Below are 23065 nucleotides of genomic sequence, written 5' to 3'. Positions count from 1 at the left end.
GGCAGCTCCTGGTGCTGTTCGCGACAGCGGGACGGAGTCCTTGCAGCCTGTTGTCAGTACCACTGCTAGCTTGGAAGAAAAGAAAGAGCGAGTCTGTTTGGAACCCATCCCCCCGCCTGGGGAGAAGATGCAATACCGAGCCATCGGCCTCATCGAAGGGCAATACATCCCCTCCCCAGAGCACTTTACCCGCGGGATTTTGCGCACCTCGGATGGCCTGGATCTCAATGCCGTATTGCTGGGCCGGGTGATGAGCCTGGTACGGAAGCACCTGAAGCCGGAACGCAACTATCTGTGGGTGGTTTATCCTCGCACCCGCGACAAAACCGAAGATCTGCACGTGCAGTTGCTGGGGGTGTGGGCCCCAGAAGAAATGGGGCGAACTCTCCCCGAGGGATCCCGTCCGACGGTGGTGCCGGATTGGTTTTCCATCCGGGGCGAGGTCGTTTTTCAATCCCAGGAGAAAGGGTTCATCATTGTCAAGATCCGTCAATCGGGCAAAAAAGCTTCCGCCAACTCTCCCTCTCAGCGAGTCCAGAAGGATGGAGCCGCAGCCCCCAAGCCCCAAGCCTTCAAATTGCGCCTGATCGGATCCCTGCCGGGCAAAGGGGTAGGCAATTTCTGGGATCTGCAGGTGCGCCGCCGCGGATCCCTGCTCTATGTGGAGGCGGGCACTCCCATCGGCCCTGTGCTCAAAACGCCGCCGCGCCCACGCCTGAAGCGTTCCCCCCCCCAACCCAAAGCCAGGAAGAGTTCCACCCCCTCGACACGTGGGGAAGCGTCTATTCAAGAGCCGTTTTATCCTCTGCGAGATCCCGCAAAAGTACCCAAGCCGGTTAAGAGAAAACGCCCATAAACTGGGCTAGTAGATCCTGCTTTAATGGAGCTTTTCATGTTGACCTTCTTGTTGTGAACCATTCTTTTACCCTGGCTAGGCCGTGGCAGAACCAACTCCTCCCAACAAACCTCCCAACAAAGATGAATTCATTTCGCCTCGCTATCCCTACTGGGGCGAAGTGAAGCCGCAGAACCTAGTTTTTGATGCCAACCTGCAGGAATTTAGCAATAAAGTGTCCTTGATTTGTAGCTTGGAAACCGGGGGCAAAATTACCCCGGAAGAAGCCTACCGGCAAATCAAGGAGCTGTGGAAACAACTCAAGCAGACCAAAAAAGCCATCTTGGACAATCCCCAGTGGAAGGAGTCTCCCCCCGACTTGCCGGAAGAGTAGCCGGCTGGATCCTGGCTAACCGCAAACGGTGTACACTGGGCGCGGATGCCGGGCTTGGTCAGGGAAGATGAGGACTTTTCCTTCGCCGGAGGCGCTTCGTCGGCTGCCAGCAGGGGCTGCGGATGGGGCCATCATTCTGGGCACGTTGGTTCTCCTGGCCTTGGTGGCGCAGGTGGGAGTGGGGGCTTTTGAGCGGTTTCAGCCTCCGGCGGTGGTGCCCCGGATCGACTTGGATCCGCGCAACCTGCCCTACTATGCGGCCCGCTCCACCTTGCGCATGTTCATTGCCTTGGCCTTTTCCACCCTTTTTACCTTGATCTATGGCTACATTGCTGCCAAAAGTCGCTGGGCCGAGCGCATTTTGATCCCTCTGTTGGATGTCTTGCAATCGGTGCCGGTGTTGGGATTTCTCTCCATTACGGTTACCGGTTTCATTGCTCTGTTTCCTGGCAGCTTGCTGGGGCTGGAGGCGGCTTCTATCTTTGCCATCTTCACCAGCCAAGTCTGGAACATGACCTTTTCCTTCTACCAATCCCTGCGCACGCTGCCTCAAGAGTTGGTGGAAGCGGCTACCTTGTATCGCCTGTCGGGGTGGCAGCGCTTTACCCAGTTGGAAGTGCCGGCGGCAATGGTGGGCCTCATCTGGAACGCCATGATGAGCTTTGGCGGAGGGTGGTTCTTTGTGGCAGCCAGCGAAGCCATCAGCGTGCTCAACCAGGAATACACGCTGCCGGGCCTGGGATCCTATGTGGAAGCGGCCGTCCAGGCGGAGGATCTGCCCAAGCTGGGCTGGGCGCTCCTGACCATGGCCGGGGTCATCCTGCTGGTGGATCAGCTCTTCTGGCGGCCTTTGGTGGCTTGGTCGGATAAGTTTCGCCTGGAACAGAGCAGCGGGGCTGCCGCCCCCGAATCCTGGCTGTACGATCTGCTGACCACGGCGCGGATCCCGCGGCTGATCGGCAGTTGGCTTTCCCCCTTGGCAGAGTTGGTGGATCGGCTGTTGTCCTATCTGACTCGCCCGCACTGGGTGGATCCCCTTAGTCCTGAGGCCGAGCGACGCCGCGAGCGGCTGCTAACCCAGCTTTCCTGGGCAGCTATTGGCGGCATTGGGATTTGGATTGTTGATTTTGTGGCTACCACTGTGGGCTTTGGAGAGGTGATGCTGACCTTCGGGCTAGGGATCCTCACCTTGCTGCGGGTTAGCGTGTTGCTGGTGTTCGCCACGGTGATCTGGACTCCCATTGGGGTGGCCATTGGCTTTAATCCAAAACTGGCGAAACTGCTGCAGCCGGTGGTGCAATTTCTGGCAGCTTTCCCGGCCAATTTCCTTTTTCCCTTTGCCACGTTGTTTTTTATCCGCGCCCAGATCAGCATTGAGTGGGGCAGCATTTTGCTCATGTCGTTGGGGGCACAGTGGTACATCCTTTTCAACTCCATTGCCGGCGCCCAGAGCATCCCCACAGACTTGCGAGAAATGGCTGTGGATGTGGGCTTACGAGGATGGCAGCGCTGGCGAAAGCTGATCATTCCAGGGATCTTTTCCGCCTGGGTCACCGGGGGAATCACGGCCAGCGGCGGCGCTTGGAACGCCAGCATTGTCTCGGAGATTGTGGCCTGGGGATCCACCACCCTCAAGGCTACAGGATTGGGCACCTACATTGCTGAGGCAACGGCGGTGGGAGACTGGCCCCGCATTACCTTGGGCATTGGCATGATGAGCTTGTTTGTGGTGGGCCTTAACCGCCTCTTCTGGCGACGGCTGTATCAGTTGGCGGAAGAAAAGTATCACCTTTAGTCTTTTCAGTTTCTGAGGTAATCTCTCTATGAGCTCTGCAGCTTCCCCCGTTTTAATTGAGGCTGAGAAAGTCTACAAGCGCTTTCCTTTGCCAGAGGGCAAGGGGGAGTTTACCGTTTTAAGCCAAATTGATTTGCAAGTGCGGGCAGGGGAGGTCTTGGCTCTGCTGGGCCGTAGCGGCAGTGGCAAAAGCACCCTTTTGCGCATCATGGCGGGCCTGATCCCCCCCAGTCAAGGGCGGGTGCTGAGTAACGGCCAGCCTCTACGTGGGCCTAACCCCGATGTGGCGATGGTGTTTCAGAGCTTTGCTCTCCTACCCTGGCTGACCGTGCAAGAAAATGTGGAGCTGGGGCTGCAAGCCCGAGGGATCCCCCGCGAGATCCGCCGGCAAAAGGCCCTGAAGGCCATTGACTTGGTGGGCTTGGATGGGTTTGAGAACGCTTACCCCAAGGAGCTTTCGGGGGGGATGAAGCAGCGGGTGGGCTTTGCCCGCGCCTTTGTCCTAGAGCCCAAGGTGCTGTTTATGGATGAGCCTTTTAGCGCTTTGGACGTGCTGACGGCGGAAAACCTGCGGGGGGAAATTGATGAGCTGTGGAATGCGCAAGCCTTCTCTTCCCAAAGCATCCTCATCGTTACCCACAACATCGAAGAGGCGGTGTTTTTAGCGGATCGGGTGGTGATTCTGGGATCCAACCCGGGGCGGATCCGGGGGGAGGTGAGAATAGATCTGCCGCGGCCTCACGAGCGCACGGATCCCCGCTTTAAGTCCTTGGTGGACTACATCTACGAGATCATGACCAACCCCGAAATTGCTGTTACCGGAGAGGTGGCTCTGCCTGCGCTGGCTGGTGATAAGGCCACTTCCCCCTATGCCCTGCCTCTGCCCCATGCGCGGGTGGGCGGGATCAGCGGTCTGCTGGAGTTGATCGTGGAGTGGCCGCAAGGGCGGGCGGAGATTGCCGATTTGGCCGAGCGGCTGCAACTGGCCGTGGACGATCTGCTGCCGATTTTGGATGCGGCGGTGCTGTTGGGCTTTGCCGAGGTGGCCAGCGGGGTGGTGCAACTGACCGAAATTGGCCAGGACTTTGCCAACACCACCATCCTGCGCAGCAAGGATCTCTTCCGACAACAGCTATTGGCACGGGTTCCCGTGTTCCGCAGCATCTTGCAGACCCTGGAAGAAAAAGGCAGCCGCTCCATGCGAGCGGACTTCTTCTTGGATCTTTGGGACGAACACTTCCCCCACGCTGAAGCCGAACGGCAGTTTGCCACCGCCATTGACTGGGGACGCTATGCAGAGCTGTTTGAGTACGACGCCTCGGAAGAACGTCTCTATCTGCCCGAGCCAAGCGAGAGCTCCACTGCTCAAAAGCCTGTCGGTCTCAACTCTCGTTCCGACTGAAGCGCATCTGGCTCTGCCTTTTTCAAAGCTGCATCGTAGAGCGGAGGTATGGCGCCAATTCCAGAAAGTCCCAAAATCTACCACATTACCCATGTAGACAACTTGCAAGGGATTGTAACCACTGGTGGGCTACTCTCTGACGCGGCAATACTTCAACAAGGGGGGCCGACGCAAGCCATTGGCATGTCCAAAATCAAGCGACGTCGAATCGAGGAGCTGGAAGTTTCATGCCACCCTGGCACAAAAGTCGGCGACTATGTTCCTTTTTACTTTTGCCCCCGCTCGATCATGCTTTATGTCATCCACTGCGCAAACCATCCCGAATTGACCTATCGCGGTGGCCAGACTCGGATCGTGCATCTCGAGGCAGATCTGCATCGGGTCATCGCTTGGGCTGATCACAATCAAGTTCGGTGGGCTTTCTCCCTCTCCAACGCGGGTGCCCGCTACACTGAGTTCCGCTCCCAGCTTGGCTGTCTTGGTGAGCTAGACTGGGGCGCTATTGCCGCCAGGGATTTCCGCAACCCAGAGGTCAAGGAACGCAAGCAGGCAGAATTTCTTCTTTACGGCTACTTTCCCTTTGATCTCGTCGAAAGAATTGGAGTGTGCCAGGCTAACCTTAGGTGCAAAGTTAACCAAGTGCTGGCGAGGAGTCAATACACTCCTACGGTGGAAGTACGTGCTGATTGGTATTTTTGACCAAGGGAGGCCCATGGTTCTTGAATACCGTGCCGGAGATATCTTGGAAGCGGATGCGGAGGCGCTGGTCAATTCCGTTAACTGCGTTGGCGCCATGGGCCGTGGCATTGCCCTGCAGTTTAAGAAGGCCTGGCCTGAGAACTTCAAGGCCTACGCGGCAGCTTGCCGACGGGGGGAAGTTCAGCCCGGTAAACTATTGGTTTTCGAGACGGGAAAGCTGACTAATCCTCGCTATATCATCAATTTTCCCACCAAGCGCCACTGGCGGGGGAAGTCGAGGATTGAGGACATCGAGGCCGGGCTACAGTCCCTTGTGGAAGAGATCAGGCGTCTTGGCCTACATTCGGTTGCTCTGCCACCCCTGGGTTGTGGCCTCGGTGGTCTCAGTTGGCCGGATGTTCGCTCCCGCATCGAGTGGGCGCTGGCAACGCTCCCAGATGTGCGCATTCTTGTTTTTGAGCCGACTGAGGTTCAGCCTTTGCCGAAGAGCATGCGCCGTGGGCAGGTTCCTACCCTAACTCCGGGAAGGGCGGTGCTGGTGGGCCTCATGGAACGTTACACCAACGGCCTACTGGTTCCCTTCGTTTCCCTGCTCGAGCTGCACAAGCTGATGTACTTCCTGCAGGAAGCTGGGGAGCCCCTTCGCTTAAGGTTTACAAAGGGCGTTTATGGCCCCTACGCTGAGAACCTGCGGCATGTTCTTAAGGAAATCGAGGGTTACTACATCTCTGGGTACGGATCGGGGAGTGACCGACCAGACAAGAAGCTGGAGCTGGTGCCTGGCGCCATCGAGGAGGCCCACAGCTATCTCGCCGATCAGCCAGAGACGAGAGAACGCTTTGAGCGTGTCAGTGACCTCGTGGAGGGCTTTGAGTCGCCGTACGGTTTAGAACTGCTCGCTACTGCTCACTGGATTTTGACTCGGGAGCACCCTGCCACGGCGGAGGCGCTGGTGGAGGGTTTCCACGCCTGGGCAGAAAGGAAACGGCAATTCAGCAAGAAACAAATCCTGCTTGCCGCTCAAGTTTTGGCAGAGAAGGGGTGGGTCGAGGCGCTTCCAGGGCAGCAGTTCACAGCCAATTGAAGCCCGTTTGAGATATTGCCCCGGAGTGCTGCACAGACTTTGCTCCTAGCCTTTGTGCCGAAGGCAGAGGAGAACTGGGGATCATAGCACTGCCGTTGGAGATGAGGTTGGCGATTTGCAATAGCCATACTTACTCATAAATCCAGCTTTGGGCAACCGGTGTCCAGCTCACCAATTCCGACTCATCGAACCAAAGGGCGATCTCCCGCTGCGCGGTTTCAACTCCATCGGAGCCGTGAATGAGGTTGCGGCCAATATCGATGCCAAAATCGCCGCGAATGGTGCCCGGTTCTGCCTCCAGGGGGTTGGTCTTGCCGATCAGCTTGCGGGCGGCTGCCACCACTCCTTTGCCTTCCCAAACCATGGCCACCACCGGCCCAGAGGTGATGAACTGAACCAAACCGGGGAAGAAGGGGCGCTCTTTGTGCTCGGCATAGTGGGCTTCCGCCAGCTCTTGGCTCACCTGCATCAGCTTCAGGCCCACCAATTGGTAGCCTCGGCTCTCCAGGCGCTGGATGATGGTGCCCACCAGCCCCCGCTGCACGCCGTCTGGCTTGATGGCAATAAAGGTGCGCTCCATGGGATCTCCCCTCGTTTTACAGATCTTCACCGCTATCCTTGTACCGGATCGGGGATCCCGAGCGCAAGGGAGCAAAATTAGCGCTTTTTACGCGCCCACCACTGCCAAGGTCAGGAAGGCAGCCCCCACCACTGTAATCGCCCAGCCGGCCCAGCGAGTTAAGCCAGGGATCCGCAACCCCCAGCGTTCTGCTGCCCAAAGGGCCAGGAGAGCTACCCCATACTGGACGGTGCTCAACCCCAGTAGATATCCCACCCAAGGCATGGGTTGGGCGCCGATAATGGTTTCGGCGTAGGCATAGCCATGGAATAGCCCCGCCAGGGATCCCCCTATTAGCAAGAGCCAACTTGGGATCTGCCGCGGTTGCACCAGCAGCAAGCCGAAGAGAACCACGGAAGAGGCAATGGCCAGCTCCGTCAGTCCCAGGGGATCCCAGCCGGCCAGGTGGATCCCAGTGCCCACCAGACCCGCTAGCACAAAGCCCAGCGGGATCCCATAGCGCCAGGGCTGCCCCGCCGCCACAAGACCGATGGCCACGACGAAGGCCAGGTGATCCAAGCCAATGACAGGGTGAGCCAGCCCGGAGAGAAATCCCTCCCAGGCCGTTGCAGGCAGTTTCCCTCCCAGGGCGTGGTGGGCAAAAGCCGGCGAAAAAAACCCCGTAACTGCCAGTGCACCCCCAGCAGCGGCAAAGCTGGGGATCCCTTCCTTCCGCCACCGCCCAAGCGGCGATGGGACTTGCTGCCACAGCCAAGACATGCTTTTGGACCTCCCTGAGTTCTCTCAATAGCTGCCCAGATCTCCCAGTCTAGGGGCGCTCTCTGTACCCTTGCAGATTTTCCGGCTCAAACTGGCGCAAAATCCGCGTGGCTTCGCGGAGGCGGGTTTCGTTCTCTTCTTCCACAATGAGCACGTACTTGCCCGCAGCGAGGCGGTTGCGGTAAGCCAAAGCATCGCCGGAGCCACCAGACAAGCCCACTCCGCCGCCGACGAAAAAGCTGCCCATGGCCCCGCCCATCGCGCCCAATAGGCCGCCGATCAGGTGGTTGCCTATAGGTCCCGCCCAGGCAAAGGTATCCAAACCACTCAAAACGCTGAACCCCACCCCGGCCAAAAAGCCAAAGGGCACCAACCAAATGGCCAGGCGCCGCATCTGACGGCGGGCCGCTTGGGCCGGGTCAATCAGCCCAAACTCGTCGGCACTCTTGTAGCCCCGCCCCAGCAGATGCAATCGCTCCAGGGAAAAGCCGGCTTGTTCCAGGGCGCTGTAGGCCGCCTCAGCGGCTATGCGATCCGGCAGTACCGCGATTAAATAGCTCATGGACCCGGGGATCCAATCCGTTCCACATCTTAATTGTCTGCCAAGTTTGAGCGAGGATCCCTGTGACCCAGTCTGGCTCCACTAGCGCTCCATCTACTAGCCTCTACCAGCGCTTTTACGAAGTGGTGCGGCGGATCCCGCCGGGCCGAGTGGCCACCTATGGGCAGGTGGCGCGGGTTGCCGGTTACCCCGGCTATGCTCGCCAGGTGGGCTATGCTTTGTTTCGCCTGCAAGGCCAAAACACCGACATCCCTTGGCACCGGGTGATCAACGCCCAGGGCTGCATTTCCTACTCCCCTTTTCGCCTGGGCTACGACGACCTGCAGAAAGCGCTGCTGCAAGCCGAAGGGATCCACTTCGACGCCGAGGGCCAGGTGGACTTGCAACAATTTGGCTGGGATCCAGGGGAAGTTTAACCTAGGCTTGACCTAACCTTAGACAGGCCATAACGAAACCCCCATCCCACCCCTGGTAACGTGAACGCGGATGCGTCCTCTCTTGCGGATGGAGTGAAGGAATTGTCATGAAACCAGCTTGCCGTGCTCGAGGGTCTGCCCCTGCCAAGAGATGGCTCCCGGATTGGCTGAACCCTCTGGCCAGGTCCCTGTGGGTCGGGTTGTGGTGTTTGGTGCTGAGCCTGGCCAGCGCCTGCGGTAGCAGCAGCTCGGTTCCCCCAACCGGCGGAGGGGCTGGGTTTATCGCCTCGGATCCCAATGTGGCTCTCTCGACTCAGCCGCCCGCTTTTACCCTGCAAATCCTACATGCCAGCGACTTGGAAGCCTCGATCGCTGCCGTACAAGATGCGCCGCGCTTCTCGGCGGTGGTGAATGCTCTGCGCCCCCAATTTCCCAACACGGTGGTGCTCTCCAGTGGGGACAACTATATTCCCAGCCCCTTCTACAACGCCAGCACGGATCGGTCTCTGCAAGGCCGTTACAACCTCACCCCTGGCAAAGCCGATATCGAGATCATCAACGCCATTGGCTTTGAGGCGGCTGCCTTCGGCAACCACGAGTTCGACCAGGGTACGCGCCAAATTCGCGACCTCATCCGGCCCGACACTGGCCGCGGCTACGCTGGGGCTCGTTTTCCCTACTTGAGCGCCAACCTCAGCTTCAGCGGTACCGGCGAATTGGCTAGCTCTGACTTTGCTGCTGATGGTCAAGAGGCCAGCTCTATCCGCGGCAAGATCGCCAAGACGGCGGTGATCACGGTAGGAGGGCAGCGGATCGGTCTGGTGGGAGCCACCACCACCCGTTTGGCGGCCATCTCTAGCCCCGGCCCCGAGGTGAGGGTAGAAGGCAGGGTGGACGATACTGACCAGGTGAGTGCCGCTCTAATCCAGGGCTTCGTCGATCAACTCACCGCTCAGGGCATCAACAAAATTATCCTCCTAGCCCATCTGCAACAGTTGCAAAACGAGGTAGCCCTGGCCAGCCAATTGCGAAATGTGGACATCATCATTGCCGGCGGATCCCACCGGGTGATCGCCAAGCCCACCGATCGCCTGCGCACTGATTTGCCCGATACCCGCACGGGTGACTACCCCATCTTGCGCTCCTCCGCCAGTGGTCAACCGGTGGCGGTGGTCAACACCGGCTCCAACTATCGCTACGTGGGCCGCCTGGTGGTCAGCTTTGACGCCAACGGGGTTATTGCCCGCATTGACCCGGTGAGCGGTGCCTATGCCACCGACGACCAAGGGGTAGCAGCTGTCAGGGGCACCCCCAATCCTGACGTGGTTCGGGTGGCCAATGAGATCGGCAACATCATCCGCACCAAGGATGGCCGCACCTTTGGCTCCACCACACAATTTCTCAACGGCCTGCGGGCAGAGGTGCGCACCGAGGAAACCAACCTGGGCAACCTCACTGCCGATGCCAACTTGGCCTACGCCAGAACGGTCGATCCTTCTACGGTTATCTCCCTGAAAAATGGCGGTGGCATTCGCGCTCCCATTGGGGCTACCACCGGCGGCGGCGGCGGTGAGCCGGTGCGGCGCATCCCACCGGTGGCTAACCCTGAAGCCGGCAAGCAGTCCGGTCAAATCTCTCAGCTGGACATCGAAACGGCCCTTGCTTTTAACAACGGCCTCTCTCTGTTGACCGTCACCGCTGAGGAACTGAAGCAGATAGTGGAACACGGGGTGGCGCAAACCCAGCCGGGAGCTACGCCGGGCCGCTTCCCCCAAATTGGCGGCTTTGCCTTTAGCTTTGATCCCTCGCGGCCACCGGGATCCCGCGTCCTCTCCTTGCGGGTGGATACGCCCACAGGTCGGGATGTGGTGGTGCGCAACGGCCAAGTGCAAGGGGATCCCAGACGCACCTTCCGCCTGGTGACCCTGGACTTCTTGGCCAATGGTGGGGATGACTATCCCTTCCCTCGCCTGTCTAACCCCAACCGGGTCAACTTGGCCCCCAGTTCCGGCATCACCTTCGATACCCCCGGCAGCGAACAAGATGCCTTGGCTCGGTATTTGCGGCAGATCGGCGTGTTCACCGAACCGGACACCCCGCCGGCCCAGGATACCCGCATCCAGAACCTGTCGGCCCGCCCAGATACGGTGCTGCAAGGTCTGTAGATTGGGTTAACAGACTGGGGCAGATTGGTCCAGAGGAGTGGTAATCCGGTGCCGGGCTTCCTTCTTGCCAAAGGGGAGATTGGCTTGGATGAGTTGCCTCAGCAGCGTGCCGGAGAAATGTCTTGAGCTTTTTAGGAAGGGATCCCTGGCCAGCGTCAAGGATCCCTTTTCTTTTTCCTACTCCTATCCCTGCTGGTGTTACTTGGCAACGTTTACCGGGGTGCCCAGGCGGGCTGTAAACCTTGCGGGCATTGCCCACAATAGGTGGATTTGTATACGGATTGAATTGCTTCCTCAAGGAGGAATCATTACCATCAAGGGTGACGTTCGCTCCTTTTGCTGTTCATGACTCTGGAGACGTTTTTTACCCAGCTCAACGCCAATGGCTTAGCCATTGCGCTTTTGCTCTTTGCCACCCCTTGGGTGGTTTGGGTTCTCTGCGACTGGATCCCAGGCCAATGGGAGGAGCCTTTTTTGCTCAGCTTAAGTATCGGCTTGGGAGCGGTAACTCTTGTCCTCTGGGCGGGCTACTTGGCCTATGCCACCAACACCGCCGGCTGGCAGGCGGTGGTGAAGCAGGCGGATATGTTCTTGCTGCTGGTGCCTCCCTGGACTTTTCTTAGCTCCATCTGGGTGGCACGCCAGCGCATGCCTCTCTCGCGGGTGCCGGCTTTTCGCACCTTGCAAGGGATCGGCATTTTGGCGGCAGTCTATCTTATTTTTTCTTGGCTCAGTCGCCGGGTTTATCTTGTCTTCTTTTCCCGCCTACCCTTTTCGGCTTTCTTGTGGATCCTGGCAGGGCTGTTGGGGGTGGCGTACATCGGCTATCGCATCATCTTCGGGGATCCGCCCAAGTACCCGCCTGAAACCTGAGGGGACGGACAGCAGGGAGTGACATACTCCCGCACTCATGCTGACGCAAAGCGCTCCGCGCCGCTAAAGCGAGAGAGTGCGGGCTTCTCAGTGACTCCTGTGAAGGACGTTTCCTGAGCTTTAAGAACGGGATGCCCCACCGCTCTGTATTTGATGTTTATCGCCGCGTTGTGGTCTCGGTGTAGTTCCAGGCCACAATGCGGGCAGGAGTGCCACCTGTCTTGAATGGCCTTCGGTACCTTTTGGCCGCACCGAGAGCAGTTTTGGCTTGTGCCGTTTGGATCCACTGCGATCACCCTCAGCCCAGCTCTTTCAGCCTTGACTGCGAGAATCCGCAGGAATTGCCCCCACCCGGCATCATAAGTAGATTTCGCTAATTTGGTTCTGGCAATACCTTTGATGTTGAGCGCCTCATACGCAATATGCTTTCCCTTGCTTACCAGCTTCTTGGCTGTTTTGTAGTGGAAGTCTTTACGCTGGTTGGCCACCCTGAGATGAGCCTTGGCTACCCGCTTCAGGGCTTTCTTGTGACGGTTTGATCCTCTCCTCTTGCGAGACAGGGCCCGCTGCAGCCTCTCCAACCGCTTTTGGGCGCGGCGGTAATACTTTGGCACTGGGACAGACTCTCCCGTATCTGTCACCAAAAAGGAGTCCAGCCCCATGTCGATCCCCATGGTGTTCTCTAGTGTTGGCAGGTCAGGAGTGAACTCGGGGACAGACGTATTTTGCAGGCTTAATGTCACATACCACCCGTCCGCTTTGCGGGTGATGGTAGCAGTCTTGATGACAAAACCGTCAGGCAAAGGACGGTGTTGAATCAGTTTTACTGCTCCGATTTTGGGCAGGTGAATGAACTTCCCCTGAAGGCAGTCCTGTTTCATCTGGGGAAAGGTGAAGGAACGATACCGGCCCACCCCCTTGAATCTCGGCCTCCCTGTCCTCTTGCCGTTGTGGTCGCCTTTCAGCCAGCGGTCGAATACTTTGTGCACTCGCCCTACGCAATCTTGGAGGACTTGCGCATGGACTGTTTGGTATTCGGGGAACCTTGCCTTGGTATTCACCAGATCCCGTTTTTGGGAGTAGTAATCAGGCCTGTCTTTCAGTTCAGGCAAATGACAGATTAAGGGGCAAGCGTTGATATCACAGCGGTTTTGCTCCCACCAGTTAAACCGCTCTGCCAGCCGATAATTGTACTGCTTGCGCAACAGCTCCAGCCACTGATCCATCAGGGCAGATTGGCTGGGCGTAGGCCGCAGACGGTACTGATAAGCAGTCCTCATCTTAAGCGTGCCTAGAAACCGCTACACTGATTATAGCGCCAGCAGGGATTACCGGCCATGAAGCATGGTTTTGTTTCCAGCGGCAGAGCCGTATCTGATTTGAAGGCACACTTGGTCTTAACCACCAAGTACCGACGCAAGGTATTTACTAGAGAAATGTTGCAGCGATTGCATGAAGTTATGTATGACCTCTGCCAAAAGTGGGGCTGCAAACTTATCGAGTTTAACGGCGAGGCAGACCATATTCATCTGCTATTCCAGTACTATCCGCAGATAGATCTGTCCAAGTTGGTAAACAACATTAAATCCGTCTCTAGCCGTAGGATGAGAAGCGAGTTTGCGGACTACATCAGCAAGATATATCGGAAAAATGTACTGTGGAATGAATCTTATTTCATCGCTTCATGTGGTGGGGTGACGGTCTCGGTTTTGTGCCAGTACATTGAAAACCAAGGAACTCCCGCCTCTCATCCCGACCCAAGCGCTCCGCGCCGCTAGCGCGTTCGCTTCAGCGGGCCGTAGGCCATACGTCCTGCGGACAGAGGGCGGGGCTTCTCGGCGGACTAGCTAAAATCAAGGGAGACCTTTTGCAACTTGGCAATGGTGACCGTCCCTCTGACTTCAGCCCTGAATATCGACTACCGGCCTTTGCAGGAGTTGTTGTCGGCGGGAGCCTGGCTGGAGGCGGATCGGCTGAGCCTACAACTGCTATGTCGGGCGGCAGGAGAGGGGGCGGCGCGGCGGGGCTGGCTGTATTTTTCCGAGGTGAGCCGGATCCCGGCAGAGGATCTGCGCACGATTGATCACCTGTGGCGAGCGGCCTCTGGGGATCGCTTTGGCTACTCGGTGCAGCGGCAACTGTGGCTGGGGGTGAACCGCAACTGGGAGCGCCTCTGGCCGCTCATTGGCTGGAAGCAGGGCTACCACTGGACTCGCTACCCTGACGAGTTCATCTGGGATCTCTCCGCCCCCAAGGGCCACCTGCCCCTTTCCAACCAACTGCGGGGGGTGCGGGTTCTGGAGGAGTTGCTCACCCACAAGGCTTGGGAAGAAGTGTCTGGCTGAGCATCCCTGGTTACTGGCTGAATCATAATTGGACTAGACTGTGGCCGAGCAACTGCAACTAACCCAATTTCCCAACTTGCCCATCGACCTGGCCCAGGCCTGTGAGCAGGCCATCCAGGCTACACGGCTGGCTATGCAAGCAGGATATCGCCGCCTGCTCATCGAGATCCTGGCCCCCGACATCAAGCCAGAAGTATTGTCCCGCCCGTTCTTGGAGCTGCTGCAACCGCCTGCTTTGGTGCTATTCAGCGATGCCGGCGGAGCAGCCCTGGCCCAGCGGGAATGGGGATCCCTACCCGAAGGGATCGAATTGCAGAGCTTGACTTCCCGGACTCAACCTACCCCAGAACAGAGCCTCCTGCTGGTGATGCCCGCGGTTTACAGCTTGGATCAGGTGGAGCGGGTTTGCCAAGCGGTCAGCGGTGGGGATCCCTCTGGGCTGACTTCCAAAGGACGGGATCCCAAGCCCGTCGTGCTGCTCAACCCCCAATTGCAGGATGCCGCCACCGTGGGGGTGGGTCTGGCCGGTCGCCGTCTGCGTCAGCGGTTCCTGAGCACCTTTGAGACCAGCTACTACCTGCGCTCCCTGGTGGAGGGGGCCCTGTTTCGGGCCTATCCGGATCCCTGGAGCGTGTGGCAGCAGGAAGAGCCCGGCCTCTACAGCGTCTTGAAGACTTTTATTGCCCAGCCCACCGGCGAGGAAGTGGCCGAACTGTTCAGGGCCAGCAAGGGAAAGGATCCCTGGTGGAGCTGGCGGCGCTGGCTGGGATCCCTGCGAGGGTCAGGATCTCATGGGGAGAAAGGCCAGGGGTGAGGGTTAGTACTATCTCAAACTCTTTTAATAAAGACTATAAAGCTCCCCGCCTCATCTCTATTTCGGTGATATGATCACACCACGCTAGGAGTGTCTGGGGATTATCCCCAGGCTGAGATTACATCCTCAGAACCTGATCTGGTTCATACCAGCGTAGGAAAGCGAGCACTGGAGTTGACAACATGCGCAGCGAATGGGTTGCCCGTCGCCGTGGGCAAGCAAATGTAACGCAGATGCACTTTGCCCGTCAGGGCGTGATTACCGAAGAGATGGAGTACGTGGCCCAGCGGGAAAACCTGCCGCCGGAACTGATCCGCTCGGAAGTGGCCCGGGGTCGCATGATCATCCCTGCCAACATCAATCACACCAACCTCGAGCCGATGTGCATTGGGATCGCTTCCCGGTGCAAAGTCAATGCCAACATTGGCGCTTCCCCTACTTCTTCCGGCTTGGCCGAAGAGCTGGAAAAGCTAAAATTGGCCATCAAATACGGCGCCGATACCGTTATGGATCTGTCCACCGGCGGGGGCGATTTGGATGAAATTCGCACAGCCATTATCCAAGCTTCTCCAGTGCCCATTGGCACGGTGCCCATCTACCAAGCCCTAGAAAGTGTGCACGGCAACGTCGAAAAACTTTCTGCAGAAGACATCTTGCATGTTATCGAAAAACAGGCCCAGCAGGGGGTGGACTACATGACCATCCATGCCGGGATCCTGATCGAATATCTTCCGTTGGTACGCCACCGCCTGACGGGAATTGTTTCTCGTGGGGGTGGGATCCTGGCCCGTTGGATGTTGGCCCACCACAAACAAAACCCGCTTTATACCCACTTCCGCGACATTATCGAGATTTTCAAGAAATACGATGTTTCTTTTAGTCTGGGAGATTCTTTGCGACCGGGATGTTTGCACGATGCCTCTGATGAAGCACAACTGGCGGAGTTGAAAACCCTGGGCCAGTTGACCCGCATGGCCTGGGAGCACGATGTGCAGGTCATGGTGGAAGGACCGGGGCACGTGCCGATGGATCAAATTGAATTCAACGTGCGCAAGCAAATGGAAGAGTGCGATGAGGCTCCCTTCTATGTTTTGGGGCCTTTGGTAACCGATATTGCGGCAGGCTATGACCACATCAGCTCCGCCATTGGAGCAGCCTTAGCCGGTTGGTACGGGGCAGCCATGCTTTGCTATGTCACCCCCAAAGAGCACCTGGGTTTGCCCAATGCAGAGGACGTGCGCAACGGCTTAATTGCCTATAAAATTGCCGCCCATGCTGCCGATATTGCCCGTCATCGCCCCGGTGCCAGGGATCGGGATGATGAGATGTCGAGGGCCCGCTATAACTTCGACTGGAACCGGCAGTTTGAATTGTCTTTGGATCCAGAACGCGCCAGAGAATATCACGACGAAACCTTGCCGGCAGATATCTACAAAACGGCAGAGTTCTGCTCCATGTGTGGGCCAAAGTTTTGCCCCATGCAAACCAAGATGGATGCAGAGGCTTTGAGCGAGCTGGAGCGGTTCTTGGCCGCGCAGCCAACAGGATAAGTCTTGGTTCATCCCCAATCCAATGGGTTGAAACCATCTTCTGTCCTGCCTATGGACTGGATTGGGATCCCAGCCTCAAGCTGTCAAAAAGTTGGGTCTAAAGTTCTGTCCTACCGCAGGGATCCCTGCCCTTTGCGGCGGGGAGTGTGTCAAGCTGATCTGTAGAAGAACCATTGCAGTTGGCTCACTTGAGCACAGAGGATGACATGGCACTTAGACAACTCGGGCATGTCGCCATCCGGGTAGAAGACATCCCCAAGGCGGTGGAGTTCTACCAAAAGCTGGGCATGGTCAACGTCTGGCAGGATCCCGACTGGGCCTACATGAAGGCAGGAGAGGATGGGCTGGCGCTATTGGGGCCGGGCTACCGCGCGGCAGGGCCTCACTTTGGCTTTGTCTTCGACAGCATAGAGGAGCTCCAGCAAGAACACCAACGCCTGAAATCCCAAGGGATCCCGGTAGGGGCCATTCACACCCACCGGGATGGCACTGCCTCTTTCTATGGCAAGGATCCCGACGGCAACCTGTTTGAGTTTTTGTATGAGCCTGCGGGGACTTTCGACAGGGCTAGGTCAGCTCAAGCAACAGCTTGACCGATAGAGCTCCAAATACCAAATACCCTTAATTCGCCCAGCCTAGACGACAAAAGACGAAGGGATCCCCTCCTACACAGGGAATCCCTCCTTTTGACCAGCATTTACCCGACTTGAGCCAGTGGGAGTTGCCCGGTCAGTCGCCAGATCTGCTGGAGGTTTGCACGTACAAAATCACCAGGAAGATGGCGGGCACCAGAACAACTAAGAGGGTGGCCAAGATGCCCAGGTAGTTCGTCTCCATAACTCACAAATGCCACAAGCCCAACTGGCAGTCAGCATACCACTCTGAGGTGCGACTTGCCCAAAGGGAAAACAGGCGGGCCAAGGCTAGGGCTTTGTTTTGACGGAAACATCCCCCAGCACTTTGGTCTGGCAGGCAAGGCGGTAGCTATCGGGCTTGCGCTTGAGCTTGCGGTTTTCTGCCTCGGTGCGAGGGGAGAGATGCTCGGATCCCTCGACAATCTCCACCACACAGGTGCCACATTGGCCGTTGCCGCCGCAGTTGAGCAGCTTGGCCATCATTTTGTAGAGATCGATCTGGTTTTCCAGAGCCTTCAGGCGCAGGTTAGCGCCTTCAGCGACGAAGATCTCTCGGTTCTCGTTGACGAAGCGGATCGTTGCCATACCCCTGCCAGAAACCACGACACCTTTCAGACTGAGCCAGGAGAGCGGTCACAGTTGCTAAGTATTGTAACATTTTAAGTCATATTTTTAATCTCCGGCGAGAGATCTGGGATGATGATGCCTAAAGTGAGACGGCATCCTGCCTGAAGCCACTCAGGTCGGTAGCGTTTCGTTATACTGTTTGATGCCCGTGATGGAAATTCTGAGAGCGATATCCTCTTGGGTGCGCTCAGGGGTTCAAGCGGGTGCGGCACCCCTCGACTCTGAAGAAACTGCTCAGGTCAGGATCCCAGGTAAGATGTCGGCTTAATTGTTTGACTGGATATCGCGCAAGTGTTGGAGAACGTGGAGGACCGAGCTTTATGGGACTACCGTGGTATCGGGTCCATACGGTTGTACTGAATGACCCAGGTCGCCTGATCGCGGTTCACCTGATGCATACCGCTCTGGTAGCAGGTTGGGCCGGGTCGATGGCGCTCTATGAAACGGCCATTTTCGATCCGTCGGATCCTGTCCTGAATCCGATGTGGCGTCAGGGCATGTTTGTCATGCCATTTATGGTTCGCCTGGGGGTGGTCAACTCCTGGGGCGGTTGGAATATCTACGGCGAGAGCGTTGCCAATGCGGGCTTCTGGACGTTTGAAGGGGTAGCCACTGCCCATATCGTTTTGTCCGGCTTGCTCTTCTTGGCTGCCTGCTGGCACTGGGTGTACTGGGATCTGGAGCTGTTCCGGGATCCCCGCACCGGCGAGCCGGCTTTGGATCTGCCGAAAATGTTCGGGATCCACCTGCTGCTGGCCGGGATCCTCTGCTTTGGCTTTGGAGCTTTTCACCTGACGGGGGTGTTTGGCCCGGGAATGTGGGTGAGCGATCCCTATGCGACGACGGGGCACGTCCAGCCGGTGGCGCCGGAATGGGGGCCAGCTGGTTTTAACCCCTACAACGCCGGAGGGGTGGTGGCCCACCACATTGCTGCAGGCATCGTGGGCATCATTGCAGGTCTATTTCACATCACGGTACGCCCACCCCAGCGCCTCTATCGCGCTCTGCGGATGGGGAACATCGAGACGGTGCTTTCCAGCTCGATCGCGGCGGTGTTTTTTGCCGGTTTTGTGGTGGCCGGAACCATGTGGTACGGCAGCGCCACTACCCCTGTGGAGCTGTTTGGTCCCACCCGCTACCAATGGGATTCTGGCTATTTCAACCAGGAGATTAACCGCCGGGTAAATGCGGCCATGGAAGCCGGGATGACCCGCAGCGAGGCCTACAACTCCCTGCCCAAGTCTCTGCTCTTCTACGACTACGTGGGCAACAGCCCGGCCAAGGGGGGACTGTTCCGAGCTGGCCCCATGAACAAAGGGGATGGCATTGCCATCGAGTGGCTGGGCTACCCGGTGTTCCGTGACCGCGAAGGGCGGGAGCTGACGGTGCAGCGGATGCCCAATTTCTTCGAAACCTTCCCGGTTATTCTGCGGGATGCCGATGGGGTGGTGCGGGCAGACATTCCCTTCCGTCGGGCAGAGTCTCGCTATAGCTTTGAGCAGGTGGGTGTGACGGTGGAGTTTTACGGCGGCAAGCTGGACGGCCAGGTGTTTACCGACCCGGCAACCGTCAAGAAATATGCCCGCCAGGCCCAGTTGGGTCAGTTGTTTGAGTTCGACCGAGAAACTCCCAAGGCGGACGGCACCTTCCACACCAGCCCCCGCGGTTGGTTTACCTTTGCTCACGCGGTCTTTGCCCTGCTGTTCTTCTTTGGCCACATCTGGCACGGCGCTCGCACTCTCTTCCGCGATGTGTTCGCCGGTATTGACCCGAATATGAGCGAGGAAATGGTGGAGTTCGGCGTCTTCCAGAAAGTAGGGGATCCCACCACTCGCAAGGTGCAGGAAGCCTAGAGCCCTTTTCGGCGATGCCGTCGGCACTCTGCTTCACTTTGGAGATGGGGTGCTGGCGGCTCCGAGTTAATCTGGAATCAAGCCCCCTTAGAAATGGAGGTTTTGTATGGAAGCCATCACCTACACCTTTATCCTGTTTTTGACGTTGGGCCTTCTGTTTTTCGCGGTCGCCTTTCGGGAAACTCCGAGAATTACCAAGAAGTAACCCAGGGTAGTGGCTGCCGTTCCTGCTGTGCCGGGCTCAAGCAAGGCAGAGGGAAGGTCAGTCTCTTTTGAGATTTGTGGTTTAGGCTTAGTTCTGGATGGGGCCGGAGCTCTCTCCGGCTTTCCTATTTGCGGTTGGGTAGCGGCAACTCGGAATGGAGTGATTCCAAAATAAGATTCCAAAATAAATAGTCAAGTAGCGGCAACCTGAGGATCCTTCCTTTTGGGAGAGGAGGGGGGAGTTCTCAGAGCTACTGAGACCCTTTTCGGTACTCTTCAGTACTCTGTAGGAGAACGCTTGTCCTACTGCTCAAATTGAACTCGCTAAGGATGCCTTAGGATGGCTTTTGGGATCCCAGAGACAGCTTAGCTTGGGTTCAGATTCAAGATTGGGTTAACGATGGCAACAGTGCTGCTGGTGGAAGATGATCCGATCAACGCCCGTGTTTTTGAGAAGGTGTTGCGACGGCGGGGAGGTTTTGAGGTCTTTCACAGCCAGGATGTGGAGCAGATTTTGAAGCTGGCCCAGGGGCACGAGGTGGATGTCATTTTGTTGGATGTTTCCCTGTCCCAGAGCACCTTTCGCGGCGAGGCGGTGGACGGGATCCGCATTGCCCAACTGTTGAAGGGGGATCCAAAAAGCCGCTCCATCCCCATTATTTTGGTGACGGCCCACGCCATGCGCGGCGACCGCGAGGCATTCTTGGCCCAGAGCGGGGCGGATGGTTATATCGCCAAGCCGGTGGTGGATCATGAGGAGATGGTGAATCAAGTTCGCCAGGTGTTGTCTCGAGGGCCGGGGCAGGGGTGAGTTCTCCTGGAGAAGAGTTAGGCGGCGAAGCTGTGCAAAATCGACTGCCAGAAGGGGATCCCATCTTGCCCTGGCAAATCGGGATCTGCTGCCCGCTCAGGGTGGGGCATTAAACCCAGAATCCGACCGCTGGGATCGCAAATGCCGGCAATATTATCCACAGAGCCGTTGGGCGCAACCGGAGCATAGCGAAGGACGATCTGCCCTTGATCCTGCAATTGCTTGAGGGTATCCGGGTCGCAGGTATAGCGGCCTTCCCCATGGGCGATGGGCAGGGTTAGGGTGGATCCCTGGGGATACGCGCTTGTCCAGGGGAGATCCTGCCGTTCTACACGGATCCCCACTCGGTCGCAGATAAAGTGCAGGTTGGCATTGCGCACCAGCGCCCCCGGCAGCAGGCCCGCCTCTGTTAAGATCTGAAAGCCATTGCAGATGCCCAGCACATAGCCGCCTCGCGCTACGTGCTCCTTCAGGGATCCCATCACCGGAGCAAAACGAGCGATGGCCCCACAACGCAAATAATCCCCATAGCTGAAGCCCCCCGGCAGCACCACCACATCCAGCTCCGACAAATCCGTCTCTCGGTGCCAGATCAGCCGCGTTGGGCAGCCCAAGAGGCCGCGGGTTACCCAGGCTACATCTCGGTCGCAGTTGGAACCCGGAAAAACAACAACGCCAAACCTCACGCCAGCCATTGGGATCCCTTAAGTGAGAGGAAAGAAGATGGTCAGATTAGAGGGATGGAAGAGGGGTTGGGGGTATTTTTGGAATGGCCATCAGATCAACCCCAAATCGCGTGAACCCATCAAATTAACCACCGATGGCAGCCACTTGGATTTGATAAGTCTCAATCACCGGGTTGGCCAGCAGTTGATGGCACAGCTCATCCACCTGGCGGTGGGCGGTCTCGGCGTCGGAGGCCTCTAGCTGCAGTTGGATATGCTTGCCAATGCGCACCTGCTGTACCTGGGTATGCCCCAGCTGATGCAAGCTGGACTGAACCGCAGCCCCGGCGGGATCGAGAACAGAGGGGCGTAGGTGAATCTGAATCTGGGCCTGGAACTGCATAGAATAAAGGCTGGATCTGTTACCAGTGTATCAGTCGGATCATCACAGCTTTGGGTTCAGTCATGGATGCGTCGCGCGTGGTGGCCATTGCCCACAACGTTTTCCGGGAAACGATTCGGGATCGGATTCTCTACCTGGTGATGGTATTTGCGGTGGCCATGCTGGGAGCCGCTGTTTTGATCCCGCAGGTGGCCAACCAGGCCCACAACAAAATCATTGCCGACCTGGGGTTGGCGGCCATTCACTTCTTCGGCCTGATCGTGGCCATTTTCGTGGGCACAGGGCTGGTGAATAAGGAGATTGAAAAACGCACGGTGTATGTGCTGATCGCCAAACCCATGAGCCGGGCAGAGTTCATTGTCGGCAAGCATCTGGGCCTATCGGCGCTGCTGTCGGTGCTGGTGCTGCTGATGACGGTTGTGTTTCTGCTGAGCTTGCTGCTGGTGCAGGCCCCGATCCCCCTTTTGGCCATTCTCTGGGCAACAGTCTTCACTTTCTTAGAGCTGGTGCTGATTGTTGCCGCAGCCCTGCTGTTCGGGGTTTTCACTTCCTCGATTCTGGCCACCCTCTACACCATTGCCCTGTTCCTGATGGGCCATGCCAGCCGCGCCCTGCTGCAACTGAGCAAGCTGGTGAAAGATGCCGGATTTGGCAAACTGTTTGAGGTGATTTATTTGATCCTGCCGGATTTGGAGCGCCTCAATTTGAGAGATGCTGCGGTTTACGGCCAAGTTCCGCCCCCAGCAGAACTTCTCGGAGATGCACTGTACGGCTTGGTTTACACCCTTTTGCTGCTGATTCTGGCAGTGTTGGTGTTCGCCCGGCGTGAGTTCTGACGTTACCTCTTCCCCCATGCGTTTTTTCCACTTCTATACGCCCGAACAGGTGCCTTCATCTGGGATCCCGGAGTGTGCGGTGGCCATTGATGTGCTGCGGGCCACCACCACCATTGCCACAGCGCTGGCAGCAGGAGCAGAAGCGGTACAGGTGTTTGCCCACCTGCAGCAGCTCCAAGAGGCAAGCCAAAACTGGCCGGCTTCCCAGCGGCTTTTGGCCGGGGAACGGGGGGGCAAAGCAGTGGCGGGATTCGACCTAGGCAATTCCCCCCTCGACTACACTCCCGACCGCGTGCGGGACAAGCGCATCTTCCTGAGCACCACCAACGGCACGCGCAGCCTACAGCGCCTGGAAGGGATCCCAGTGGTGATTACAGCAGCCCTGGTGAACTTGGGAGCCGTGGTGGATTTTCTCAGACGGGGCTCCTTTGCCGAGGTGTGGCTGGTGGGATCCGGGTGGGAAGGGGCCTTTTCGCTGGAAGATACTGCCTGTGCCGGAGCCATCTTGCATCGCCTGGGCTGCTCTTTGAACCAGTTGGGCAACGACGAGACCTTGGCGGCCTTGGCCCTCTACCAAACTTGGCAGGACGATCTGCTGGGTTTGTTGAGACGCTCTAGCCACGGGCAACGGCTATTGGGTCTGGGGCCGGAAAACGATCAGGATCTGGCCTATTGTGCCCAGCTGGATCGTCTCTCGGTGGTGCCCCGACAGGTTCAGCCAGGGGTTTTGGCCAGTGGCGGGTAGATTCTGGACAGGT

27 protein-coding genes and 1 riboswitch are annotated in these 23065 nt (G+C 57.7%); of the genes, 19 read left to right on the top strand and 8 right to left on the bottom strand.

The window, feature by feature from the left end; all coding sequences use genetic code 11:
- The first annotated feature begins 127 nt into the window (after window positions 1-127).
- From ACVWXE_RS06600 to darG, 6 genes are all read left to right on the top strand, one after another.
- On the top strand, window positions 128-856 hold the full coding sequence (locus tag ACVWXE_RS06600; protein ID WP_457489886.1) for a hypothetical protein: 729 nt from the start codon (window positions 128-130) through the stop codon (window positions 854-856).
- 82 nt (window positions 857-938) lie between these two features.
- Window positions 939-1229, top strand: coding sequence for a DUF7219 family protein (locus ACVWXE_RS06595; RefSeq protein ID WP_414398879.1), 291 nt, complete (start codon window positions 939-941; stop codon window positions 1227-1229).
- Window positions 1230-1296: 67 nt separating this feature from the next.
- On the top strand, window positions 1297-3024 hold the full coding sequence (locus ACVWXE_RS06590; RefSeq protein ID WP_457489885.1) for an ABC transporter permease: 1728 nt from the start codon (window positions 1297-1299) through the stop codon (window positions 3022-3024).
- 28 nt (window positions 3025-3052) lie between these two features.
- The gene (locus ACVWXE_RS06585) at window positions 3053-4426 is read left to right on the top strand and encodes an ABC transporter ATP-binding protein (protein ID WP_457489884.1); all 1374 of its coding nucleotides are present in this window, start codon (window positions 3053-3055) and stop codon (window positions 4424-4426) included.
- 48 nt (window positions 4427-4474) lie between these two features.
- Window positions 4475-5125 (top strand): type II toxin-antitoxin system toxin DNA ADP-ribosyl transferase DarT, encoded by a 651-nt coding sequence (gene darT / locus ACVWXE_RS06580; protein WP_457489883.1) that lies wholly within the window; start codon window positions 4475-4477, stop codon window positions 5123-5125.
- A gap of 13 nt (window positions 5126-5138) precedes the next feature.
- Entirely contained in the window at window positions 5139-6209 is a 1071-nt protein-coding gene (gene darG, locus ACVWXE_RS06575; protein ID WP_457489882.1) for a type II toxin-antitoxin system antitoxin DNA ADP-ribosyl glycohydrolase DarG, read from the top strand.
- Window positions 6210-6339: 130 nt separating this feature from the next.
- Here the strand turns inward: darG and ndk are convergent, their stop codons facing one another.
- From ndk to ACVWXE_RS06560, 3 genes are all read right to left on the bottom strand, one after another.
- Window positions 6340-6789, bottom strand: a complete 450-nt coding sequence (gene ndk / locus ACVWXE_RS06570; RefSeq protein WP_457489881.1) for a nucleoside-diphosphate kinase — start codon at window positions 6787-6789, stop codon at window positions 6340-6342.
- A gap of 87 nt (window positions 6790-6876) precedes the next feature.
- The gene (locus tag ACVWXE_RS06565; protein WP_011431938.1) at window positions 6877-7548 is read right to left on the bottom strand and encodes a HupE/UreJ family protein; all 672 of its coding nucleotides are present in this window, start codon (window positions 7546-7548) and stop codon (window positions 6877-6879) included.
- 49 nt (window positions 7549-7597) lie between these two features.
- Entirely contained in the window at window positions 7598-8110 is a 513-nt protein-coding gene (locus ACVWXE_RS06560) for a hypothetical protein (protein WP_011431939.1), read from the bottom strand.
- Window positions 8111-8172: 62 nt separating this feature from the next.
- On the opposite strand from ACVWXE_RS06560, the gene ACVWXE_RS06555 reads away from it, so the two are divergent.
- The 3 genes from ACVWXE_RS06555 to ACVWXE_RS06545 all read left to right on the top strand — a co-directional run bounded on the left by ACVWXE_RS06555 (window position 8173) and on the right by ACVWXE_RS06545 (window position 11564).
- A complete protein-coding gene (locus ACVWXE_RS06555) occupies window positions 8173-8526 on the top strand; it encodes an MGMT family protein (protein ID WP_414329999.1) in 354 nt (117 codons plus the stop codon).
- Between the two features lie 212 nt (window positions 8527-8738).
- Window positions 8739-10691 (top strand): bifunctional metallophosphatase/5'-nucleotidase, encoded by a 1953-nt coding sequence (locus tag ACVWXE_RS06550; protein WP_457489891.1) that lies wholly within the window; start codon window positions 8739-8741, stop codon window positions 10689-10691.
- Between the two features lie 345 nt (window positions 10692-11036).
- Window positions 11037-11564, top strand: coding sequence for a hypothetical protein (locus ACVWXE_RS06545; RefSeq protein WP_414343588.1), 528 nt, complete (start codon window positions 11037-11039; stop codon window positions 11562-11564).
- A gap of 35 nt (window positions 11565-11599) precedes the next feature.
- On the opposite strand, the gene ACVWXE_RS06540 is transcribed toward ACVWXE_RS06545, so the two are convergent.
- Window positions 11600-12844, bottom strand: coding sequence for an RNA-guided endonuclease InsQ/TnpB family protein (locus tag ACVWXE_RS06540; protein ID WP_457489880.1), 1245 nt, complete (start codon window positions 12842-12844; stop codon window positions 11600-11602).
- Window positions 12845-12901: 57 nt separating this feature from the next.
- On the opposite strand from ACVWXE_RS06540, the gene tnpA reads away from it, so the two are divergent.
- The 5 genes from tnpA (at window position 12902) to ACVWXE_RS06515 (ending at window position 16866) form a co-directional block, all read left to right on the top strand.
- Window positions 12902-13342 (top strand): IS200/IS605 family transposase, encoded by a 441-nt coding sequence (gene tnpA, locus ACVWXE_RS06535; protein WP_457489879.1) that lies wholly within the window; start codon window positions 12902-12904, stop codon window positions 13340-13342.
- Between the two features lie 102 nt (window positions 13343-13444).
- Window positions 13445-13909, top strand: a complete 465-nt coding sequence (locus ACVWXE_RS06530; protein ID WP_457489878.1) for a GUN4 domain-containing protein — start codon at window positions 13445-13447, stop codon at window positions 13907-13909.
- 40 nt (window positions 13910-13949) lie between these two features.
- Window positions 13950-14723: a DUF1995 family protein gene (locus ACVWXE_RS06525; protein WP_457489877.1), complete on the top strand. Its 774-nt coding sequence runs from the start codon at window positions 13950-13952 to the stop codon at window positions 14721-14723.
- Between the two features lie 76 nt (window positions 14724-14799).
- Window positions 14800-14900: riboswitch (TPP riboswitch) on the top strand.
- A 5-nt stretch (window positions 14901-14905) separates the two neighbouring features.
- Window positions 14906-16273 carry a phosphomethylpyrimidine synthase ThiC gene (gene thiC / locus ACVWXE_RS06520; protein WP_414384177.1) on the top strand — a complete coding sequence of 456 codons (1368 nt, stop codon included), beginning with the start codon at window positions 14906-14908 and terminating at the stop codon, window positions 16271-16273.
- Between the two features lie 206 nt (window positions 16274-16479).
- Window positions 16480-16866 (top strand): VOC family protein, encoded by a 387-nt coding sequence (locus ACVWXE_RS06515; protein WP_414355356.1) that lies wholly within the window; start codon window positions 16480-16482, stop codon window positions 16864-16866.
- A gap of 136 nt (window positions 16867-17002) precedes the next feature.
- On the opposite strand, the gene psbM is transcribed toward ACVWXE_RS06515, so the two are convergent.
- Together psbM and ACVWXE_RS06505 are read right to left on the bottom strand one after the other, a co-directional pair.
- Window positions 17003-17110, bottom strand: coding sequence for a photosystem II reaction center protein PsbM (gene psbM, locus ACVWXE_RS06510; RefSeq protein WP_071818137.1), 108 nt, complete (start codon window positions 17108-17110; stop codon window positions 17003-17005).
- Window positions 17111-17196: 86 nt separating this feature from the next.
- Window positions 17197-17493, bottom strand: a complete 297-nt coding sequence (locus ACVWXE_RS06505; protein WP_414350488.1) for a 2Fe-2S iron-sulfur cluster-binding protein — start codon at window positions 17491-17493, stop codon at window positions 17197-17199.
- Window positions 17494-17855: 362 nt separating this feature from the next.
- Here ACVWXE_RS06505 and psbB point away from each other — a divergent pair, with 362 nt between their 5' ends.
- The 3 genes from psbB to ACVWXE_RS06490 all read left to right on the top strand — a co-directional run bounded on the left by psbB (window position 17856) and on the right by ACVWXE_RS06490 (window position 20403).
- The gene (gene psbB, locus ACVWXE_RS06500; protein ID WP_457395691.1) at window positions 17856-19388 is read left to right on the top strand and encodes a photosystem II chlorophyll-binding protein CP47; all 1533 of its coding nucleotides are present in this window, start codon (window positions 17856-17858) and stop codon (window positions 19386-19388) included.
- A 106-nt stretch (window positions 19389-19494) separates the two neighbouring features.
- Entirely contained in the window at window positions 19495-19593 is a 99-nt protein-coding gene (locus tag ACVWXE_RS06495; protein WP_011431949.1) for a photosystem II reaction center protein T, read from the top strand.
- 399 nt (window positions 19594-19992) lie between these two features.
- Window positions 19993-20403: a response regulator gene (locus ACVWXE_RS06490; protein WP_457388270.1), complete on the top strand. Its 411-nt coding sequence runs from the start codon at window positions 19993-19995 to the stop codon at window positions 20401-20403.
- Window positions 20404-20420: 17 nt separating this feature from the next.
- Here ACVWXE_RS06490 and purQ read toward each other — a convergent pair whose 3' ends face one another.
- Both purQ and purS read right to left on the bottom strand, forming a co-directional pair.
- Window positions 20421-21098, bottom strand: a complete 678-nt coding sequence (gene purQ / locus ACVWXE_RS06485) for a phosphoribosylformylglycinamidine synthase subunit PurQ (RefSeq protein WP_457489876.1) — start codon at window positions 21096-21098, stop codon at window positions 20421-20423.
- 115 nt (window positions 21099-21213) lie between these two features.
- A complete protein-coding gene (gene purS / locus ACVWXE_RS06480; RefSeq protein WP_457395695.1) occupies window positions 21214-21471 on the bottom strand; it encodes a phosphoribosylformylglycinamidine synthase subunit PurS in 258 nt (85 codons plus the stop codon).
- Window positions 21472-21533: 62 nt separating this feature from the next.
- On the opposite strand from purS, the gene ACVWXE_RS06475 reads away from it, so the two are divergent.
- Both ACVWXE_RS06475 and ACVWXE_RS06470 read left to right on the top strand, forming a co-directional pair.
- Entirely contained in the window at window positions 21534-22307 is a 774-nt protein-coding gene (locus ACVWXE_RS06475) for an ABC transporter permease (protein WP_414350495.1), read from the top strand.
- Between the two features lie 16 nt (window positions 22308-22323).
- Window positions 22324-23052 carry a 2-phosphosulfolactate phosphatase family protein gene (locus ACVWXE_RS06470; RefSeq protein ID WP_457385633.1) on the top strand — a complete coding sequence of 243 codons (729 nt, stop codon included), beginning with the start codon at window positions 22324-22326 and terminating at the stop codon, window positions 23050-23052.
- Window positions 23053-23065 lie beyond the last annotated feature (13 nt).

This window comes from Thermostichus sp. MS-CIW-41 (assembly GCF_054058915.1).
The sequence above is the reverse complement of the archived record's forward strand: the minus strand, read 5'-3'. Positions and strand labels throughout refer to the sequence as shown.

Excerpts from the sequence above, each read along its gene's own strand:
- ACVWXE_RS06565 (WP_011431938.1), bottom strand. The coding sequence starts at position 7,548 with ATGTCTTGGCTGTGGCAGCAAGTCCCATCGCCGCTTGGGCGGTGGCGG.
- ACVWXE_RS06515 (WP_414355356.1), top strand. The coding sequence starts at position 16,480 with ATGGCACTTAGACAACTCGGGCATGTCGCCATCCGGGTAGAAGACATC.
- ACVWXE_RS06470 (WP_457385633.1), top strand. The coding sequence starts at position 22,324 with ATGCGTTTTTTCCACTTCTATACGCCCGAACAGGTGCCTTCATCTGGG.
- ndk (WP_457489881.1), bottom strand. The coding sequence starts at position 6,789 with ATGGAGCGCACCTTTATTGCCATCAAGCCAGACGGCGTGCAGCGGGGG.
- ACVWXE_RS06540 (WP_457489880.1), bottom strand. The coding sequence starts at position 12,844 with ATGAGGACTGCTTATCAGTACCGTCTGCGGCCTACGCCCAGCCAATCT.
- ACVWXE_RS06590 (WP_457489885.1), top strand. The coding sequence starts at position 1,297 with ATGAGGACTTTTCCTTCGCCGGAGGCGCTTCGTCGGCTGCCAGCAGGG.
- darT (WP_457489883.1), top strand. The coding sequence starts at position 4,475 with ATGGCGCCAATTCCAGAAAGTCCCAAAATCTACCACATTACCCATGTA.
- ACVWXE_RS06475 (WP_414350495.1), top strand. The coding sequence starts at position 21,534 with ATGGATGCGTCGCGCGTGGTGGCCATTGCCCACAACGTTTTCCGGGAA.
- purQ (WP_457489876.1), bottom strand. The coding sequence starts at position 21,098 with ATGGCTGGCGTGAGGTTTGGCGTTGTTGTTTTTCCGGGTTCCAACTGC.
- ACVWXE_RS06490 (WP_457388270.1), top strand. The coding sequence starts at position 19,993 with ATGGCAACAGTGCTGCTGGTGGAAGATGATCCGATCAACGCCCGTGTT.
- darG (WP_457489882.1), top strand. The coding sequence starts at position 5,139 with ATGGTTCTTGAATACCGTGCCGGAGATATCTTGGAAGCGGATGCGGAG.
- psbM (WP_071818137.1), bottom strand. The coding sequence starts at position 17,110 with ATGGAGACGAACTACCTGGGCATCTTGGCCACCCTCTTAGTTGTTCTG.
- purS (WP_457395695.1), bottom strand. The coding sequence starts at position 21,471 with ATGCAGTTCCAGGCCCAGATTCAGATTCACCTACGCCCCTCTGTTCTC.
- ACVWXE_RS06495 (WP_011431949.1), top strand. The coding sequence starts at position 19,495 with ATGGAAGCCATCACCTACACCTTTATCCTGTTTTTGACGTTGGGCCTT.
- thiC (WP_414384177.1), top strand. The coding sequence starts at position 14,906 with ATGCGCAGCGAATGGGTTGCCCGTCGCCGTGGGCAAGCAAATGTAACG.
- ACVWXE_RS06560 (WP_011431939.1), bottom strand. The coding sequence starts at position 8,110 with ATGAGCTATTTAATCGCGGTACTGCCGGATCGCATAGCCGCTGAGGCG.
- tnpA (WP_457489879.1), top strand. The coding sequence starts at position 12,902 with ATGAAGCATGGTTTTGTTTCCAGCGGCAGAGCCGTATCTGATTTGAAG.
- ACVWXE_RS06505 (WP_414350488.1), bottom strand. The coding sequence starts at position 17,493 with ATGGCAACGATCCGCTTCGTCAACGAGAACCGAGAGATCTTCGTCGCT.
- ACVWXE_RS06600 (WP_457489886.1), top strand. The coding sequence starts at position 128 with ATGCAATACCGAGCCATCGGCCTCATCGAAGGGCAATACATCCCCTCC.
- ACVWXE_RS06530 (WP_457489878.1), top strand. The coding sequence starts at position 13,445 with ATGGTGACCGTCCCTCTGACTTCAGCCCTGAATATCGACTACCGGCCT.
- psbB (WP_457395691.1), top strand. The coding sequence starts at position 17,856 with ATGGGACTACCGTGGTATCGGGTCCATACGGTTGTACTGAATGACCCA.
- ACVWXE_RS06585 (WP_457489884.1), top strand. The coding sequence starts at position 3,053 with ATGAGCTCTGCAGCTTCCCCCGTTTTAATTGAGGCTGAGAAAGTCTAC.
- ACVWXE_RS06545 (WP_414343588.1), top strand. The coding sequence starts at position 11,037 with ATGACTCTGGAGACGTTTTTTACCCAGCTCAACGCCAATGGCTTAGCC.